Origin of the sequence: Echinicola jeungdonensis, assembly GCF_030409905.1 — a bacterium.
GTDB lineage: Bacteria > Bacteroidota > Bacteroidia > Cytophagales > Cyclobacteriaceae > Echinicola > Echinicola jeungdonensis.
The window spans coordinates 606545-622243 of the sequence record NZ_JAUFQT010000001.1 but is presented as its reverse complement, the minus strand read 5'-3'; the positions used below and the strand labels follow the sequence as shown (position 1 = coordinate 622243).

Here is a 15699-nt window from a genome sequence, read left to right as displayed (position 1 = left end):
AGGCAATAAAATACGTAGATGAACAAAATTTTGTAAACCAGGATTTCTCTGAATATTCATTAACAAGAGTTGAATATGAAAATTGTAATTTCAATAATTGCAAATTCGCAGGAAATGACCTTTTTGCTCATGGATTTATTGATTACAACTTCACAAGTTGTAATTCGAGGTTAGCAAAATGGGTTTCTTTTGTGTTGGACGGTAAGCTTCAAAAAATGACGACTTAATGGCTTTTTTTATAATTGGTTTGCAATTTTCCTTTAGGAATTGATATGTAATTATTTTTTTTAACCACTTGATTTTTAGATTCTAGGGCAGGCTTAGAGATTTTAACAATTTCCGGTTTGAAAAACCCGGTTTTGGAGCTCTGAGTTGGATTAAAAAATCCGTCCAGGATTGTAGGACCATTTTTAAAAGAAAAGGATATGCAAAAGGAATTTGAAAAACTATCCCAGCAAGACAGGGAGTTATTGCTGAAAGCTCCTGTACTGGTTTCCTTATTAGCAGCCAGTACAGATGGCGCATTTGACGAGGAGGAAAAGGCAGATGCCATAGAATTAGCTCATTTTAGGACATTTACAGCCATTCCGGAACTTCAGCCTTTTTATCGGGAAGTTGAAAAAATAATTAAATCACAGTGGGAACAGCTAACTCAGCAATACTCTCCCCTCGATGAGATGAACCATCAAGCCTTAGGTCAAGAGGTTGAGGAGGTAAATAAAGTAATCTTGAAATTAGATGAAGATTATGCAAGATGGTTAACCAAAAGCTTGAAGAGTTATGCAAAACATGTGAGTGAAATCCATAGAAATTTTTTTGAGTTTTTTGTTTTTCCTCCCAATGTTCCAGGAATAACTGATTAGGACCTTTCAGTGGCAATTATAATTTCCCTATTAAAGTGGGTTGTGAGGGTGATTAATATGGAAAAGGTAGATAGAGACTTTTTGTAATTAAATTGGTAGAAGTTCACGAAATAGTTTTTAAAAAAGTAAGCAAAGCCGTGAAAAATTAAAAGATAAATTGGTCCGGGTAGGTATCCAATAAGGGTAATGCCTTGGACTTGGAAACGTAATTATTTCTTGGAAGGATCCTTATAAAATTGCCCCTCTTTCAAAATCAGGAACAAACCCGGCCTAATCTGATGTTAGGTTAAAGAATTGGACATTTTGGAATTTCATGGGGTGGTATTAACTTTTTTTTAAGTTGAAAGAATGATAAGTTTCTTTTTAAGAAACACTCATTTATGTTCCCCTTTGGGAAAAAAGGAAAAAATTGTAAAAGCTATGAGCAGAGGATTTGTCAAAGAAGATGATCAGGAAGAAGTTCCAATGGTACCGCCCAGAGCGGATTTACCTGAAGGGATAACCAACTATGTGACGCAAGTTGGCATGGATGAACTATTGGCCGAAAGGCAGATGCTGCTAGATGAAAGGAATAACCTAGACAGCGCGAATGAAAAAGAGCGAAGAATTGCTTCCAATCATATTAAAGCAAAGTTACAGCTTTTGGATGCTCGAATCGCAACTGCTAAAGTCGTGAACCTCCAAGATCAACCCCAGGATGAAATTAGATTTGGAGCCACCGTAAAGCTCAAAGTTGGGGCAACCAAAAAAGTCCAGACCTTTCAGATCGTTGGGGTGGATGAGGCCAATATTTCCAAAGGGAAAATTGCTTTTACTTCCCCTTTGGCCAAAGCTTTAATTGATAAAAAAGTAGGAGAAAAAGCAGTTTTAAAACTGGCCAGGGGAGAAAATGTATTTGATGTTTTGGAAATAGTATATAAATAGGAGCTCAACTAACACCAAAATGGTGTAATCCCAGGTTGTTTTTATCTTGTTTGGGAAAATGGTTTGATTTTTAAGGCAACATTTAACCTTACTTGTTTTGAAGAAAAGTAGGAGATATACATTGAGAAATTACAAGGAAGAGGATTGCCCTTAGCCTATTGGAATATGAACTAATTTAAGCGGCAGGGGTAGGCTTTAAGTAGGTTTTCAAACTCATAAGGAACCCAATTGGTGAGGAAAAGGGAAAACAAATTTCCAAGTTGATTCAATTAGGAAATAACTTCCGCATTAAAACAGAAATTTTTAAATAGAGAACCAGCGATGGTTAGAATGTCTTATATTTCAATTGAAATAGGGCCTTCCTAAAAGCCTTTTTTAATAAAATGGCTCAATATTCTAATTTCTTTAAATAACCTAAATAATGACCAGATTAAATATTGTTTATCCCCCAACCTTTTCTTTTATCCTGCTTATCAGTTTTTTAATGGGATGTACTTCTGAGGAAGGTGAAAAATCAGAAAAAATGGTGGAGGAAGTTAAGCAAGAGCAAACCTTTCAAAACCCAATATTAGGAGGAGATTATCCCGACCCTACCATCATTAGGGATGGAAAGGATTATTACATGACCCATTCCTCTTTTGAATATTATCCAGGTTTGTTGATTTGGCACTCCACCGATTTGATTCACTGGGAAAGGGTAGCCTTTGCCCTTAAAGAGAATATTGGTTCTGTTTGGGCACCGGATTTAATTAAACACAAGGGGATATATTATATTTATTTTCCGGCAGGTGGCACCAATTGGGTGGTAACTTCAAAATCACCGGAAGGTCCTTGGTCAGCTCCAGTGGACTTGAAACTAGAAGGATACATTGACCCTGGTCATGTAGTAGACGAGGAAGGAAATCGGTACCTGTATCTTTCCAAAGGATATGTCGTAGCTTTAGCAGATGATGGTTTGTCCAACGTGGGGAAGCCGGAGCCAGGTTATCAGGGTTGGGAATTTCCAAAATCATGGAGCACGGAGTGTTTTTGTTTGGAATCTCCCAAGTCCACTGTTAAAAATGGCTATTATTATCAAACGGTGGCCGAAGGAGGCACCGCCGGCCCAGCTACTTCACATATGGTCGTATCCGGAAGAGCTAAATCTCCACTAGGCCCTTGGGAAAATTCTCCCTATAATCCAATTGTGCATACTGATAGCCGGGAGGAACGTTGGTGGAGCCAGGGACATGGTTCCCTTGTGGACGATGTGGAAGGGAACTGGTGGATACTCTATCATGGCTATGAAAAGGACTTTCATACCTTGGGCCGTCAAACTCTGATGTTGCCTATAGAATGGACGGAAGATGACTGGTTTCGTGTGCCGGCAGGAGTGTCAGCGGGTGATCCGATCAGAAAACCCGCAGGTTCCAATGAAATTGCTGAAGATGTACTTTCCGATGATTTTTCAGGGAAGGAGCTTGGGCTTCAATGGCAGTTCTTTAACCTTTATTCCCCGGAAAGGGTGGAGATGGAAAATGGCCAACTGGAATTAATGGCAGATGGAAATTCTTTTGAAAACAGCTCTCCATTGTTAGTCAATGCCAAAGACCGGAATTATGAAATTCAAGTGGAATATACCCTAGAAGAGGGCGCTACAGCGGGGCTGACATTATTTTACGATGAACAGGCCAATATGCGCATTTCTGTAGATACTAAGCAATTTACAGTTTACAACCAAGAGCACAGAAAAATCAGTGAAAGCAACCAATTGGGGAAACATGGATTTATAAGAATTCTCAATGATGCCCATGAAGTAATCCTTTACTTTAGTGCGGATGGAAAAGACTGGCAACGGGTAGAAAGAACCATTTATGCCCAGGGTTTTAATCATAATATTTTTGGCAGGTTTTTGAGCCTCAGGGCAGGCTTATTTGCTTTTGGGGAGGGTAAAGTGAAGTTTGATAATTTTATTTACCGCGAGCTTTAGGGAAATGTGAAAGCAAAATAGGATGACCAAGTTTTTGGACGCCTACCTTATTGCCAATTTTATTATTATTTTATTAATGTTTGTTAGGGGGCTTTGTAAAAAAAAAATGCCAAAAAATTGCTGAAAATGGATGTAAAATATGGTATGAATTTGTTGTTAGGCTTATTTGCTTTTGCATTACCAGTCACCTTATTAGCACAATCAGGAACGAGTTCGAATGCTCCAATCCAAATAAATGAGGGCGGAATTTTATCTTATAAGGTGGAGGGCGATGGCGACCAGATTCCTGATTATTCTTTTTGTGGTTATATGCTTTCCGAAAATCCAATACCCGATGTCCCCGTAAAGGTTATTGTACGACCAAAAAGGGGAGATGCTACCGCAGAAATTCAGGCAGCCATTGATTATGTGGCTACCTTACCACTGGATGATAATGGGTTTCGGGGAACAGTGCTTTTGGAAAAGGGTACTTTTGAAATTTCTGGTGGATTGACCATCCGGAGTTCGGGAGTAGTGTTGCGCGGAAGCGGGTCAGGAAAAGACGGATCCTTATTGATAGGGTCAGGAGTGGATCGCCAAACCCTTATTAGAATTGCGGGCGTTAACAATCTTAAAAAAGAGGATCCCATTCCTTTGGTAAAATCCCATTTCCCGGTAAATGCAACAACCCTGACATTCGATAGCCCTCATTCCTTTAAGGTGGGAGATAGCGTTATCGTGAACCGACCATCTACAGAAAAATGGATTAAAGATATTGGAGCTGATAAAATAGGGATCCATGTCGATTATCCACTTACAAAATGGGAATCAGGAGATTTTGACCAAAATTGGTTCAGGGAGGTAGTAGCAGTGTCGCCTCAATCTATTATTCTTGATGTACCGTTAACTAATTCCCTTGACCCGAAATATGGCGGGGGGAGTGTGGCCAAATACAGTTGGGAGGGTCAGATCAGCCAGGTGGGGGTGGAAAATCTCCGGTGTATATCGGCTTTTGACCCGTCGAATGAAAAAGATGAAAACCATCGATGGATGGCCGTGACGATGGAAAATGTACGGGATTCCTGGGTGCGGAGAATGGTTGCTGAACATTTTGTAAGTTCAGCAGTGGCCATTTGGGAAAAAGCTAGCCGTATTACGGTAGAGGACTGTAAATCGTTGGCCCCTGTGGGGCAGATTGGTGGTTACCGTCGATATGCGTTCCAGACTCTTGGGCAACAGGTGCTATTTCAGCGTTGTTATTCAGAATATGCTTTTCATGCTTATTCTGTAGGTTTTACAACCCCAGGCCCCAATGCCTTTGTCCAATGCCATGCATACATGCCTTATAACTTTAGCGGTACTATTGGTGGCTGGGCAAGTGGTGTGCTGTTTGACAAGGTATCTATTGATGGAGGTAATATCAGTTTGGCCTATCGCGACGTAGATGGACAAGGCGGGGGGTGGAGCGCCGCCAACTCCCTGATCTGGCAATCAAAAGCGGCAAAGATATTTTTGTCCTCTCCTCCAGGGGCAGAAAATTGGGCTTATGCTTATAAAGCCCAGGGTTACGGAAAAGGTCATCATGAATTGGCAACCGAATTTGTTAAGCCAGAAAGCCTTTTCTATGCCCAATTGAGGGCCCGGACAGGGCAGCCATCTCCTGAAGAAGAAAAAATCCTTCAGTATGAAACAAGCAGAACCAATAAGCCTTCACCCGAGCAAGCTGCCCAGCTGAGTGAGCAGTCAAAGTATCCGGACCTAACCATGGAAGGCTGGATTGATCAGATGGTAGAAAAATATCCTATTCATTCTGAGCTTTCGGAAGCAAAGATGGTGAATCAAGTTGTTTCGAAAGTAGTTCAAAAGTCACCAAAAAAGAATCAAAAGGGAGCTTTCATAAGCATAAAAAATGGATGGCTGCTTAGTGGAAATCAGGTATTAACCGGAAAGAGGGATAGAACTTCTCTTTGGAGGGGGACTACAAGGCCAAATGATATAGAGAGTGCATCTCCCAACCTGGTGCGGTTTGTTCCGGGAAGAATTGGCCGGGGGCTGACGGATAATTTGGATACATTGGTATATGATATGCTCCAACATGATGTTGTGGCTATGCAAAGCTTTCCTGCCCTTTGGTACGAAAGAAGGAGGGATGACCATTCCCGTAGTCGCAGAGCTGATGCGGATGTTTGGGCACCATTTTATGAACAGCCTTTTAGCCGAAGTGGACAGGGCGAAGCCTATGACCGGCTAAGTAAATACGACTTGACCAAATGGAACACCTGGTACTGGTTGCGATTGAATCAGTTTGCCAACCTGGCTGATCAAAATGGTTTGCTTTATATCCAGGAACATTACCTTCAACACAATATTCTTGAAGAAGCGGCGCATTGGGCAGATTATCCCTGGAGGACAGCGAATAATATTAATCAATCCGGATTTGCCGAACCCCCAGCCTATGCCGGAGATAAGCGGGTGTATATGGCAGAATCATTTTATGACACGACCCACCAGGTTAGAAACACCCTGCACCGGGCTTATATCAAAAAAAGTCTGGACAATTTTAAGGGCAACACCAATATCATTCACCATTTGGGAGTGGAATATACAGGGCCTTTGCACTTTGTTCAGTTTTGGTTGGATGTGATTGGAGAGTGGGAAAGGGAAAACCAGCAAGAGGTGATGGTTTTGCTTCCTGGAACGAAAGATGTACAGGATGCTATTCTGGAAGATCCCAAATTGTCGACTTTAGTGGATGGCATTGATGTTATTCAATGGCAATACCGGAAAGACGGTAGTTTGTATGCTCCTGAGGGAGGTCAAAATCTAGCAGGAAGGCAATATGCCCGTTTAATTGATCCAGGGGAGCCTTCTTTTGATCAAATCTATCGTGCAGTGCAGGAATTTCGTACTAAGTACCCTGAAAAAGCCATTGTTTATTCCAGAAGGGGGGTACCCTTTAAAGATTGGGCTGTTTTTATAGGTGGAGGATCCTTGGCCGAACTTCCTGAAATCCAGGAGGAGAGATTTTTTAGAGATGCCGCCATTATGAAACCTTTGACTTCAAAAAACCTGGATTCCTCCTTATATGTGCTTGGCCAAAAAGGAACTGGTTATGTCCTTTTTTTACAAAACGGTGAGCTAAAAATTGATTTAACGGATGATCAAAATCGATATACCTTAAAGTGGATCGATCCAACTAGCGGGGAAATAACAGAAATGAAAAAGGAAGTTAAAGGAGGCATGCTCCACACCCTTGCGGCAACCATGGAAGTTCCGGTGGTGGCCTGGTTGGTGAAAAATTAGAATTAGGTGGAAAAGCAATAGTTGTTGAAAAAACTTTACCCCAAAAGAAAACCAATGAAAAAGCTGATTTTGATTATTTCACTATCTACATGTTGGATAGCCTTGTTCGCCCAACAGCCTGTGCCGGTCAAGCCCCGTATTCTGGTTAGTACCGATATTGGAGGAACAGATCCCGACGATAATCAATCCATGGCACATTTACTGATGTACAGCGACATGTTTGAAGTTGAAGGGCTCATTTCTTCTCCTTCTTACGGTGATGGATCAAAAGGGGAAATTTTGCGCATGATTGACCTCTATGAAAAAGACCTGCCCAAATTAAATAAACATAAGAAAGGCCTTGCAGCACCAGCATATCTACGCTCCGTAACCAAACAAGGACGACAGGGTAGTGCTCCCTTTGTTGGGTACATGCAATCCACAGAGGGCTCAGACTGGATCATCCAATGTGCAAAGAAAGATAGTGACCGGCCCCTATGGGTGCTCGTATGGGGTGGCCTGGATGATTTAGCCCAAGCATTGCATGATGCACCTGAAATTAAGGACAAAATAAAAATTTACTGGATTGGAGGTCCCAATAAAAAATGGAGCGTCAACAGTTATTCCTACATCGCACAAAACTTTCCTGACCTTTGGATCATTGAATCCAATGCTACGTATAGGGGCTTCTTTTCGAATAATGAAGCACCCGAAAGGTTGAAAAATGAAAACTATTATGATAATTTCATTCAGGGCGCAGGATATCTGGGAAAAGATTATGATGATAACCGTTATAAAGGAGAAGTTAAAATGGGGGATTCCCCCTCATTACTCTATATGATGGATGGTAACCCCAATTACCCGGAAAGAGACAATTGGGGCGGAAGTTATGAGAAGATTAACCACAGTCCAAAAAAGGTCTATCATCGAAATACCACCCTAGGAGATACCGTAAAGGTGTATTCAGTAGTAGAGTTTTATTTTAAAGGGCCAAAACTGAACATTCCCGCAGATTCGGCCTGTTTTACAATGACGGTACAAGCTGGAATCGGTGAGCAAAAGTGGGGTGGTTTTTACCTAGGGGATGGGGACTATGCGGTTAAATATGCCCCAAAGCGAACCGAAACTTTGTCCTATTCGGTTACATCTGAAATTCCAGGTTTTCCTAAGCAGACTGGGGAATTTGTTGTCAACAATATTTGGCCAGGTAAACCTTCACCCATTGATTATAAATTAGGCCCAAATTGGTACACGGACCCGCAAGATCCAGAATTGTTTGACGGAATCTGGCAGGGCGCCAAAACAGTACTCAAATGGCGTAATGAGGCTTTGTTGGATTGGGCAAATCGCTGGGATTGGCTCCGGTAAATAGGTAGCTTCTATGTAATTGAAACATACATTTTGTAGGTAGGTTTTTAGGAAAATAATTTAGGCATTTGATGAAGAAGTTGATGTGGAATAATTTCCGTTTTTTATCCGAAACCACTTCCAGCTTACCCAAGCCAACAAAAGCGTATAGCCCAAATAAATCACCAGCCAATTCCAGGGGGCAAATTCCGGATACCAGGTTTTCCATTGGTCAAATTGAGCCCCGCCATCTGGGAGAAAACCCGTTAACCGCATAGCAGGTAGGCTGATTATAAACAATAGAACCCATTGTTTGAAGTTGAGGGGAAGGGCATCCAGTAAAAATAGCATCACAAAGGTTGATCCCAAAAAAGCAATCCGGGTAAAATCCCCACCTGCAAACAAACTGAAAAAAACATAAACTACAACTAGGGGAATTATTACTTCCCCATATTTTGCTTTCAATTTTTTACTGTTCCAAATTCCTGCCCACAGAAACCCGCCATATGCCAGGGTTATGGAGCATATCCACCTTAAAATCAAATCAGGATGACCAAACAACCCTGCTGTATAATTCAAAATATTAATAATAGCATTTTTACCTTCATTGGCTTGAGGAAAAATTAAAGTAGCTGTTTTTAAGCTTACCCAACTGAGGATAAATGCTCCTAATAAGGCAAAAAAAGCCTCCTTTTTTTCCTCTATTAGCCATTTTAGGCCTGGAAATAAAGTTAAAATCAGTAAAATGGCTAACATGGATTCTTTTTGAAGTGTGGCTATAGGACCCAAGATAAGTAACAACCATATTGTTTTTCTTTTTTCTATAAGGAGCCATAATAAAAGCAATTGAAAGGTATAGAGGGGGACATCTACTGTTATGGGGTCTGAAAGATTGGCCTTCAACACTCCAACCCAGTGGAAGCTGATCCAAAACCAGCCAATCCATATTTTATACCTTTCCAAATTCAATTTTTGCCCTAACACAAACCAAATGGGTATCCAGGAAAGCCCAAAGTATAAGTTGACCATCTTGAAGTTTCCCATCATACTTTGCCCTGGAAGTTGGGCGGCGAGCCAGGGAACAAATAGCCGGACGCTAAAAGGAAAATTGACGGAATAATGGCTGCTGTCACCCCGGAAATAGTAATATGCCTTTTGATACTGATTGGCATCAAATAATGGGTTGAGCTCATGGTTTAGAGGAGATTGGAACAAGGAAAAACTCCAAAAACCCAGCCCCGTAAAGGCCATGGCCAAAATGATATCTAGAAAACTATAGTTCTTCCCTGGAATCAATTATCTTCAAACTTTAAAAAAAGGAATATAAGTACAATGATAGCAGTTATTCAGCGTGTTTCTGAATCTTCGGTAAAAATTAATGGGACCATTCAGGGGCAAATCGGCAAGGGAATGATGGTCTTGTTGGGAATAGAAGAAGCTGATGATGATACAGATATTGATTGGTTGAGCAAAAAAATTGTCAATCTCCGGATTTTTGGGGATGAAAAAGGAGTAATGAACAAAAGCTTAATCGATGTGGATGGTGAAGTGCTGCTGATCAGTCAATTTACCCTTCATGCCAGTACTAAAAAAGGAAACCGCCCCTCATACATCAAAGCTGCCAAACCGGATGTAGCGATCCCATTATATGAGGAATTTATTAAGGCAATGGAAAATCAATTGGGGAAAAACATCCAAACGGGAGAATTTGGAGCTGATATGAAAGTTGCTTTGGTCAACGATGGACCGGTAACCATAACCATTGATACTAAAAATAAAGTTTAGAATATCCGAAAAACCAACTTTTCAACTGCCAGGATGAATTCAAATTCTTTCATTCATCTTCTAATTATACAACGGCCGAATTTTTCATGATTCCAAAAGGATCATGTGAAAAATTACTCAAAAGCACAATCGATCCATTGCTTAACCTAGTAGGGTATTTTAGTTGGGGGTATTATTAATCACAAGACATGAACAAAAATAAGGAGACCGTTTTTGTAATAGAAAAAGCCAAAGTAAAGTTTTTGGACCGGATCATTTTCCAGGGACTGGATTATACCATGCGTCAAGGGGAACATTGGGCCATCCTGAGTGCCTCTGGATCAGAAAAAACCGCCTTTTTGGATACACTATTAGGACATACCAATTTGGTGGAGGGAAGGATAGTCAGACCTTTTGCACAGGATTATCAAAAAGAAATGACCGCTAAAGGGCAAATAAATAGTTTTAGGGATTTGATTGCTGTGGTCTCCCAGAAATATACCTTCAAAAATAAATCCAACATCCAGAATTTTTATTACCAGCAAAGGTTCAATTCTTACGAATCTGAAGAGGCAGCCACTGTAGTGGAACATTTGGGCCAAGTGGAGGCTCCTCTGCCAGGTTATTGGGATGTAGCAAAAGTAATGGATTTGCTTGAACTAAATGAACTGAGGGACAAATCCCTGATCAAGTTGTCTAATGGTGAATCCCGGAGGTTGGCTATTGCCGGAGCTTTGCTGGAAAACCCCAGATTATTTCTTATGGACCAACCTTTAACTGGCTTGGATGTGGAAACCAGGAGGCACTTCAATGAAGTATTGGATGCTATTGTGGCATCAGGCATTCAAGTGATAATGACAACCTCCCCAGAAGAAATTCCGGATGCCATAACCCATGTGGCCATTATTGAAAATGGTAAAATTTTGGAGGCTGTGGAAAAAACCGCTTTTCATCCCTCTGACTTGGTCCATCATGCCGCTTTATCCCAATTTGACCATCAAAAATTGGATGCCTTCATTGAAAAAAAACCGATTGAGATGTATCAAGAATTAGTCAAAATGAATCAAATCCATATTCAATATAATGGAAATGTTATTCTCGATAAGGTAAATTGGGAAATCAAGCAGGGAGAATGCTGGGTATTGCGGGGCCATAATGGAGCTGGAAAGTCTACCTTGTTGAGCTTGATCAATGGAGAAAATCCTCAAGCCTATGCCAATGACATCAAATTATTTGACCGGAAACGCGGATCTGGAGAAACTATTTGGGATATCAAAAGGCCCATAGGTTTTGTTTCACCAGAACTGGTCCGGTATTTTCCCAAAAACCAAAATTGCCTGCAAGTGGTCTTGTCTGGTTTGTTTGATAGCATTGGGCTATACAAAAAAACAAGCCCTGATCAGGAACAACTTGCCCTTGACTGGTTAAAATTATTCCGAATAGAACAGGTGGCAAAGCTGCGATTAAACCAGGTTTCATTGGAAAACCAAAGATTTTGCTTGTTGGCTCGGGCCATGATAAAATCACCAGCTTTGCTGATATTGGATGAAGCAGCCCAGGGGATGGATGATGAGCAAAGGGTGCTTTTCCGCCAGACCATCGACCATATTGGTCGTCACCCTGATGTTTCCTTGATTTATGTTAGCCATTATGAAGCCGACATTCCCCAGGTAGTTGACCGGGAATTGGTACTTGAAGAAGGAAAAGTCGTTAAAAAGGTTTAGAAATTTGGGAGGTTTTAAAAGTTAGAATGTTGACTTTGTAAAATCGTTCCTGTTAGGTTAAAGCATTTATAATCTAATTTAAATAAAATGACAATAGAAGAAGCGCAGAAAAAAGTGGATGAATGGATTAATACCGTTGGTGTAAGGTACTTTAATGAGCTGACCAATATGGCCATTTTAACGGAGGAAGTGGGGGAGTTAGCCAGGATCATTGCCAGGAAATATGGGGAACAGTCTTTTAAGGAAAGTGATAAAAACAAGGATCTTGGGGATGAAATGGCAGATGTACTTTGGGTTTTGATCTGTTTGGCTAATCAAACCGGGATTGATTTGACTCAGGCATTGGAAAGGAATTTTGAAAAGAAAAATATCCGGGATAAAGACCGGCATAAGGGTAATGAAAAGTTGAAATAGCGTGTTGTGCGGAATTTAAGTCTTTCGAAATTACGGTGTTTTATAGCCGTTAAGCTGGTCCTGATTTACAATCAGGACCTAAGAATAATAAGGAGTGCAATCCCCATATAATATTCACCCCTCCATATTGCCTACTACCGCACTAATGGCCTGTCCACCAAATCCCAGGGCAGTGATCAAAATATTCTCGATTTTGTCAGGCACATTTTTTGGAATTGGGACATAATTAGGCATTTCAGGAAGGTATTGACCTTGAAGAATAGAAATGGCCTGATCCAAATTGGCAGCTAAGCTGGATCCCAAAGAATGGCCAACTTTCCATTTATTGGAAATGGTATAGGGCACCTTATCCCCAAAAACCCTTTCATAAGCAGTTTTCTCTGCAAGGTCCCCAAGTTTGGTTCCAGGGAAGTGCCCAATGATCATATCGACATGACTGATCTCCGCCATATCCATTGCTTTTTGAGCAGCCCCAACAATGCAATTTCCATTGGGGGATAACTCTGTTGAATGATGAATTTTTTCTATTGAAGACCCAACCCCTTTAAGTAAGGCCAATCCTTCTCCCTTATCCTTACTTAACTGAAAAGCATAAGCCCCTTCCCCCAAAACCATGGTATTTTGAGCTTTATTAAAATCCATGGAACGGCTTGGATAATCAATTTCATTTCCAAATGGGGCATAAATCCTAATGGATTTCATCTGGTCGATAGTTAACGGCCCGGTGGGACATTCTACCGCTGCTGCGATAAAATCTTCAGCCATTCCACTATTAAGCCAGGCAAAAGCATTTTGAAGTGTAAGTCCAAAACTGCTGCAAGTGGAAGACTGAAAAAACAATGGGGATTTGGAGCTATGAAGTAATCCCGGCCAACTACTCGCAAAACCCAAGGTGGAATGAGGTGAAGTCCATACAGGTAATTTGGAGTGTTTCCGTTGGGTTTGGACAAGGTAATCAATGCTTCCCCTGGATGTAGCTGCATTGATCATTTGATGGGGGTGAGCCTTGAGGTCCATTTTTTGGATCAAATAAGATAGCAATCTGGCTTCCGATGGAAACCGTTCCGCCTTGTGGCCTTCCCCTTGAATGTATTGATCCACCCTTTTCCATAATTCGGGTTCAATGTTTCCTGCCCAATCTCCTTTGGCATTGATAGATAATTGGTGGCAAGGTGAAGCATATCTTTGGTTTTCCTCCGAGGGAAATAATCCCAATGGATTGATGCCAATGCCTTTCTTTATGGTGATGAAATTATTTTCCATTGAATTTCCCTAAGCTTTTTTTAATCAATTCCTGAATTATTATATCAATTCCCGGGGAAAGGTTTTATGATTTAAAGAAACCTTGCCGAATTACTTTTCCTGGGATGGAATTTTATTGATTTTCTGCCATCAATTTTGGTATTTCTTCATTTTGGTTTTCCCATTCTTCCAATCGGTAGACCTGTGAGGGACAAAACCTTTGTAGAATAGCACTTTCAGAACTTGGTACCGGATATCCATTCCAAATAATAGTGAAATCTTTGAATCCTGCATTTTCTAATACTTTTAAGGTCAGCATGCTGTGATTGATGCTGCCCAAATAATGGCGGATCACCACGACAGGATGTAGGTCAGTTTTTAGGAGAAAATCTAAATAGGTCTCCTGATCATTCAAGGGAACCATCAATCCACCTGCTCCCTCCACACAAAGTTTGCCTGCTTCAGAAGGGAGGTGATTGTGGTTCAGGTCAATTTGAGTATTCTCAATTTCCGCTGCCCAATGAGGACTTTGTGGGGTTTCAAGTCGATAGGCCTCCAAATGGACCCGGGCATGAGGAACATGCTTGGCCACAAAATGAGAGTCTGACTCATCCAAATCCCCGCATTGCACTGGTTTCCAATAAGCATGACCAAAAGTCTTGCAAATGGAAGCAGAAACGACCGTCTTGCCAATTCCAGTTCCTATGCCTGTGACAAATATTTTATCCTTCATTTTAATGATTCAGAATTTCAATTAGTTGTGAAATTTCTTCCGGGGTATTAAATGCATGTAATACAATCCGTATCCGTTCAGTTCCTTTTTTAACTGTGGGGGAAAGAATAGGGTACACATTGAAACCAGCTTCATTTAACCTGGCAGCTTTTTGTTTGAGCAGGCCAATGTCTGAACAAAACCAAGCTTGAATGGGGCTTTTATTTTTGGAAAAGGAATTGGCTTTAGAAGGCACCAACTCCAGGTACTTTTGGATTATCTTTTCCAGGTTTTGAAAATTGGTTTTTTGCTCCAGCAACTTCCAAGAAGCATTGAGGGTCATCACTTGCTCAAAAGAAGGAGCAGTGGTATAAATAAAAGCCCTGCTAAAATTGACCAGAAATTGTATCAATTCTTCACTTCCCAATACCATGGCACCATGACTTCCCGCAGCTTTCCCAAAGGTGATGACCCTTGCCAATAAATGCGGGTGATTCCGAAATTGGTGGGCCAATCCCTTTTGGTCTTCACCAAGGGTTCCCAATGAATGCGCTTCATCAATGATCAATCCCGCATTATATTGCTCACAAAGGCTGAGGGTTTTGGCTAAATCAGGAAAATCCCCATCCATGGAAAAAAGCCCCTCGGTCAACACATAAATCTTTTTTGGATTATTCGAATGTAGTTGCAGTTTTTTTTTCAGGTCTTCAGTGTCATTATGTTTAAAAGACACCTTTTGTCCAAAACTCAACCTCATGCCTTCTTTGATGCTGGCATGAACCTGTGCATCATATATAAACAGGCTATCCTTATCCCCAATGGCCGAAAGTAAACCCAAATTGCCCAAATATCCGGTATTGTATAAAAGGGCAGCAGGACTTTCCATGGATTGGGCTACCAGCTTTTCCAATTGGATAATTTCCAAATGATTTCCACTGATTAAGCGGGAGCCCGTTGCCCCCATCCAGTCGGAAGAAACTTTTGTTGAGGTGATTTGCTTTTGGAGTAATCCTTTTTGGGAAAAACCCAGGTAATCATTGGAGAAAAAATCCACCTTGTGCTTATCATTTGGTTTGAGGCTTCTTAATTGGTTAGCAGCCTCCGCTTGGGTCAATTTTTGTTGAATAAATTGGTGAATATTCTCCATGAACCACAAAGGTAAACCAGATCAGTGGGATTGCAAAGGGGCTTTGAATCTGCTAAGCTTTTTTGGTGTGGAGTTCCCAGCAGGGAACTTCCCAGTTCCTAAGCTCCGCTAATAAAGACCAAAGTGCCGGGAGGAAAGAACTAAGGCAATTAAAAAAGGGAAATGATAAATTCCGATTTCGGTATTTATCATTTGAATTACCTCCTCTTTGGTTTTTAGCAAATTACCTCTCGCTAGGTGTTCCAAATTAACCTTAAAAAAAATTGAGGTAAAAGTTCCGTGATCATTGTTCATAAACCCCCATACTTATCAAGGGGGTATTCCATGTAGGA

The 15699-nt window shown here is 41.0% G+C and carries 12 protein-coding genes; 8 read left to right on the top strand and 4 right to left on the bottom strand.

What is annotated here, in order from left to right; all coding sequences use genetic code 11:
• Positions 1 to 425: 425 nt before the first annotated feature.
• The 5 genes from QWY93_RS02555 to QWY93_RS02535 all read left to right on the top strand — a co-directional run bounded on the left by QWY93_RS02555 (position 426) and on the right by QWY93_RS02535 (position 8385).
• Entirely contained in the window at positions 426 to 863 is a 438-nt protein-coding gene (locus tag QWY93_RS02555) for a hypothetical protein (protein WP_290246625.1), read from the top strand.
• 420 nt (positions 864 to 1283) lie between these two features.
• Complete coding sequence (locus QWY93_RS02550; RefSeq protein WP_290246624.1) at positions 1284 to 1787, top strand: GreA/GreB family elongation factor; 504 nt, start codon at positions 1284 to 1286, stop codon at positions 1785 to 1787.
• A 421-nt stretch (positions 1788 to 2208) separates the two neighbouring features.
• Complete coding sequence (locus tag QWY93_RS02545) at positions 2209 to 3756, top strand: family 43 glycosylhydrolase (RefSeq protein WP_290246623.1); 1548 nt, start codon at positions 2209 to 2211, stop codon at positions 3754 to 3756.
• A 126-nt stretch (positions 3757 to 3882) separates the two neighbouring features.
• Positions 3883 to 7038, top strand: a complete 3156-nt coding sequence (locus QWY93_RS02540) for a DUF6298 domain-containing protein (RefSeq protein ID WP_290246622.1) — start codon at positions 3883 to 3885, stop codon at positions 7036 to 7038.
• A 54-nt stretch (positions 7039 to 7092) separates the two neighbouring features.
• On the top strand, positions 7093 to 8385 hold the full coding sequence (locus QWY93_RS02535) for a nucleoside hydrolase-like domain-containing protein (RefSeq protein ID WP_290246621.1): 1293 nt from the start codon (positions 7093 to 7095) through the stop codon (positions 8383 to 8385).
• A gap of 60 nt (positions 8386 to 8445) precedes the next feature.
• Here QWY93_RS02535 and QWY93_RS02530 read toward each other — a convergent pair whose 3' ends face one another.
• Positions 8446 to 9660 carry a hypothetical protein gene (locus QWY93_RS02530; protein WP_290246620.1) on the bottom strand — a complete coding sequence of 405 codons (1215 nt, stop codon included), beginning with the start codon at positions 9658 to 9660 and terminating at the stop codon, positions 8446 to 8448.
• Positions 9661 to 9696: 36 nt separating this feature from the next.
• On the opposite strand from QWY93_RS02530, the gene dtd reads away from it, so the two are divergent.
• The 3 genes from dtd to QWY93_RS02515 all read left to right on the top strand — a co-directional run bounded on the left by dtd (position 9697) and on the right by QWY93_RS02515 (position 12266).
• On the top strand, positions 9697 to 10149 hold the full coding sequence (gene dtd / locus QWY93_RS02525) for a D-aminoacyl-tRNA deacylase (RefSeq protein ID WP_290246619.1): 453 nt from the start codon (positions 9697 to 9699) through the stop codon (positions 10147 to 10149).
• 188 nt (positions 10150 to 10337) lie between these two features.
• The gene (locus tag QWY93_RS02520) at positions 10338 to 11852 is read left to right on the top strand and encodes an ATP-binding cassette domain-containing protein (RefSeq protein ID WP_290246618.1); all 1515 of its coding nucleotides are present in this window, start codon (positions 10338 to 10340) and stop codon (positions 11850 to 11852) included.
• Between the two features lie 87 nt (positions 11853 to 11939).
• The gene (locus QWY93_RS02515) at positions 11940 to 12266 is read left to right on the top strand and encodes a nucleotide pyrophosphohydrolase (RefSeq protein ID WP_290246617.1); all 327 of its coding nucleotides are present in this window, start codon (positions 11940 to 11942) and stop codon (positions 12264 to 12266) included.
• Positions 12267 to 12380: 114 nt separating this feature from the next.
• On the opposite strand, the gene QWY93_RS02510 is transcribed toward QWY93_RS02515, so the two are convergent.
• The 3 genes from QWY93_RS02510 to QWY93_RS02500 all read right to left on the bottom strand — a co-directional run bounded on the left by QWY93_RS02510 (position 12381) and on the right by QWY93_RS02500 (position 15367).
• Positions 12381 to 13529: a beta-ketoacyl-[acyl-carrier-protein] synthase family protein gene (locus QWY93_RS02510; protein ID WP_290246616.1), complete on the bottom strand. Its 1149-nt coding sequence runs from the start codon at positions 13527 to 13529 to the stop codon at positions 12381 to 12383.
• A 112-nt stretch (positions 13530 to 13641) separates the two neighbouring features.
• The gene (gene bioD, locus QWY93_RS02505) at positions 13642 to 14241 is read right to left on the bottom strand and encodes a dethiobiotin synthase (protein ID WP_290246615.1); all 600 of its coding nucleotides are present in this window, start codon (positions 14239 to 14241) and stop codon (positions 13642 to 13644) included.
• 1 nt (position 14242) lies between these two features.
• On the bottom strand, positions 14243 to 15367 hold the full coding sequence (locus QWY93_RS02500) for an aminotransferase class I/II-fold pyridoxal phosphate-dependent enzyme (RefSeq protein ID WP_290246613.1): 1125 nt from the start codon (positions 15365 to 15367) through the stop codon (positions 14243 to 14245).
• Positions 15368 to 15699: the final 332 nt, after the last annotated feature.

Coding starts and splice junctions, on each gene's coding strand:
- QWY93_RS02555 (WP_290246625.1), top strand. CDS start 426: ATGCAAAAGGAATTTGAAAAACTATCCCAGCAAGACAGGGAGTTATTG.
- QWY93_RS02550 (WP_290246624.1), top strand. CDS start 1,284: ATGAGCAGAGGATTTGTCAAAGAAGATGATCAGGAAGAAGTTCCAATG.
- QWY93_RS02545 (WP_290246623.1), top strand. CDS start 2,209: ATGACCAGATTAAATATTGTTTATCCCCCAACCTTTTCTTTTATCCTG.
- QWY93_RS02540 (WP_290246622.1), top strand. CDS start 3,883: ATGGATGTAAAATATGGTATGAATTTGTTGTTAGGCTTATTTGCTTTT.
- QWY93_RS02535 (WP_290246621.1), top strand. CDS start 7,093: ATGAAAAAGCTGATTTTGATTATTTCACTATCTACATGTTGGATAGCC.
- dtd (WP_290246619.1), top strand. CDS start 9,697: ATGATAGCAGTTATTCAGCGTGTTTCTGAATCTTCGGTAAAAATTAAT.
- QWY93_RS02520 (WP_290246618.1), top strand. CDS start 10,338: ATGAACAAAAATAAGGAGACCGTTTTTGTAATAGAAAAAGCCAAAGTA.
- QWY93_RS02515 (WP_290246617.1), top strand. CDS start 11,940: ATGACAATAGAAGAAGCGCAGAAAAAAGTGGATGAATGGATTAATACC.
- QWY93_RS02510 (WP_290246616.1), bottom strand. CDS start 13,529: ATGGAAAATAATTTCATCACCATAAAGAAAGGCATTGGCATCAATCCA.
- bioD (WP_290246615.1), bottom strand. CDS start 14,241: ATGAAGGATAAAATATTTGTCACAGGCATAGGAACTGGAATTGGCAAG.
- QWY93_RS02500 (WP_290246613.1), bottom strand. CDS start 15,367: ATGGAGAATATTCACCAATTTATTCAACAAAAATTGACCCAAGCGGAG.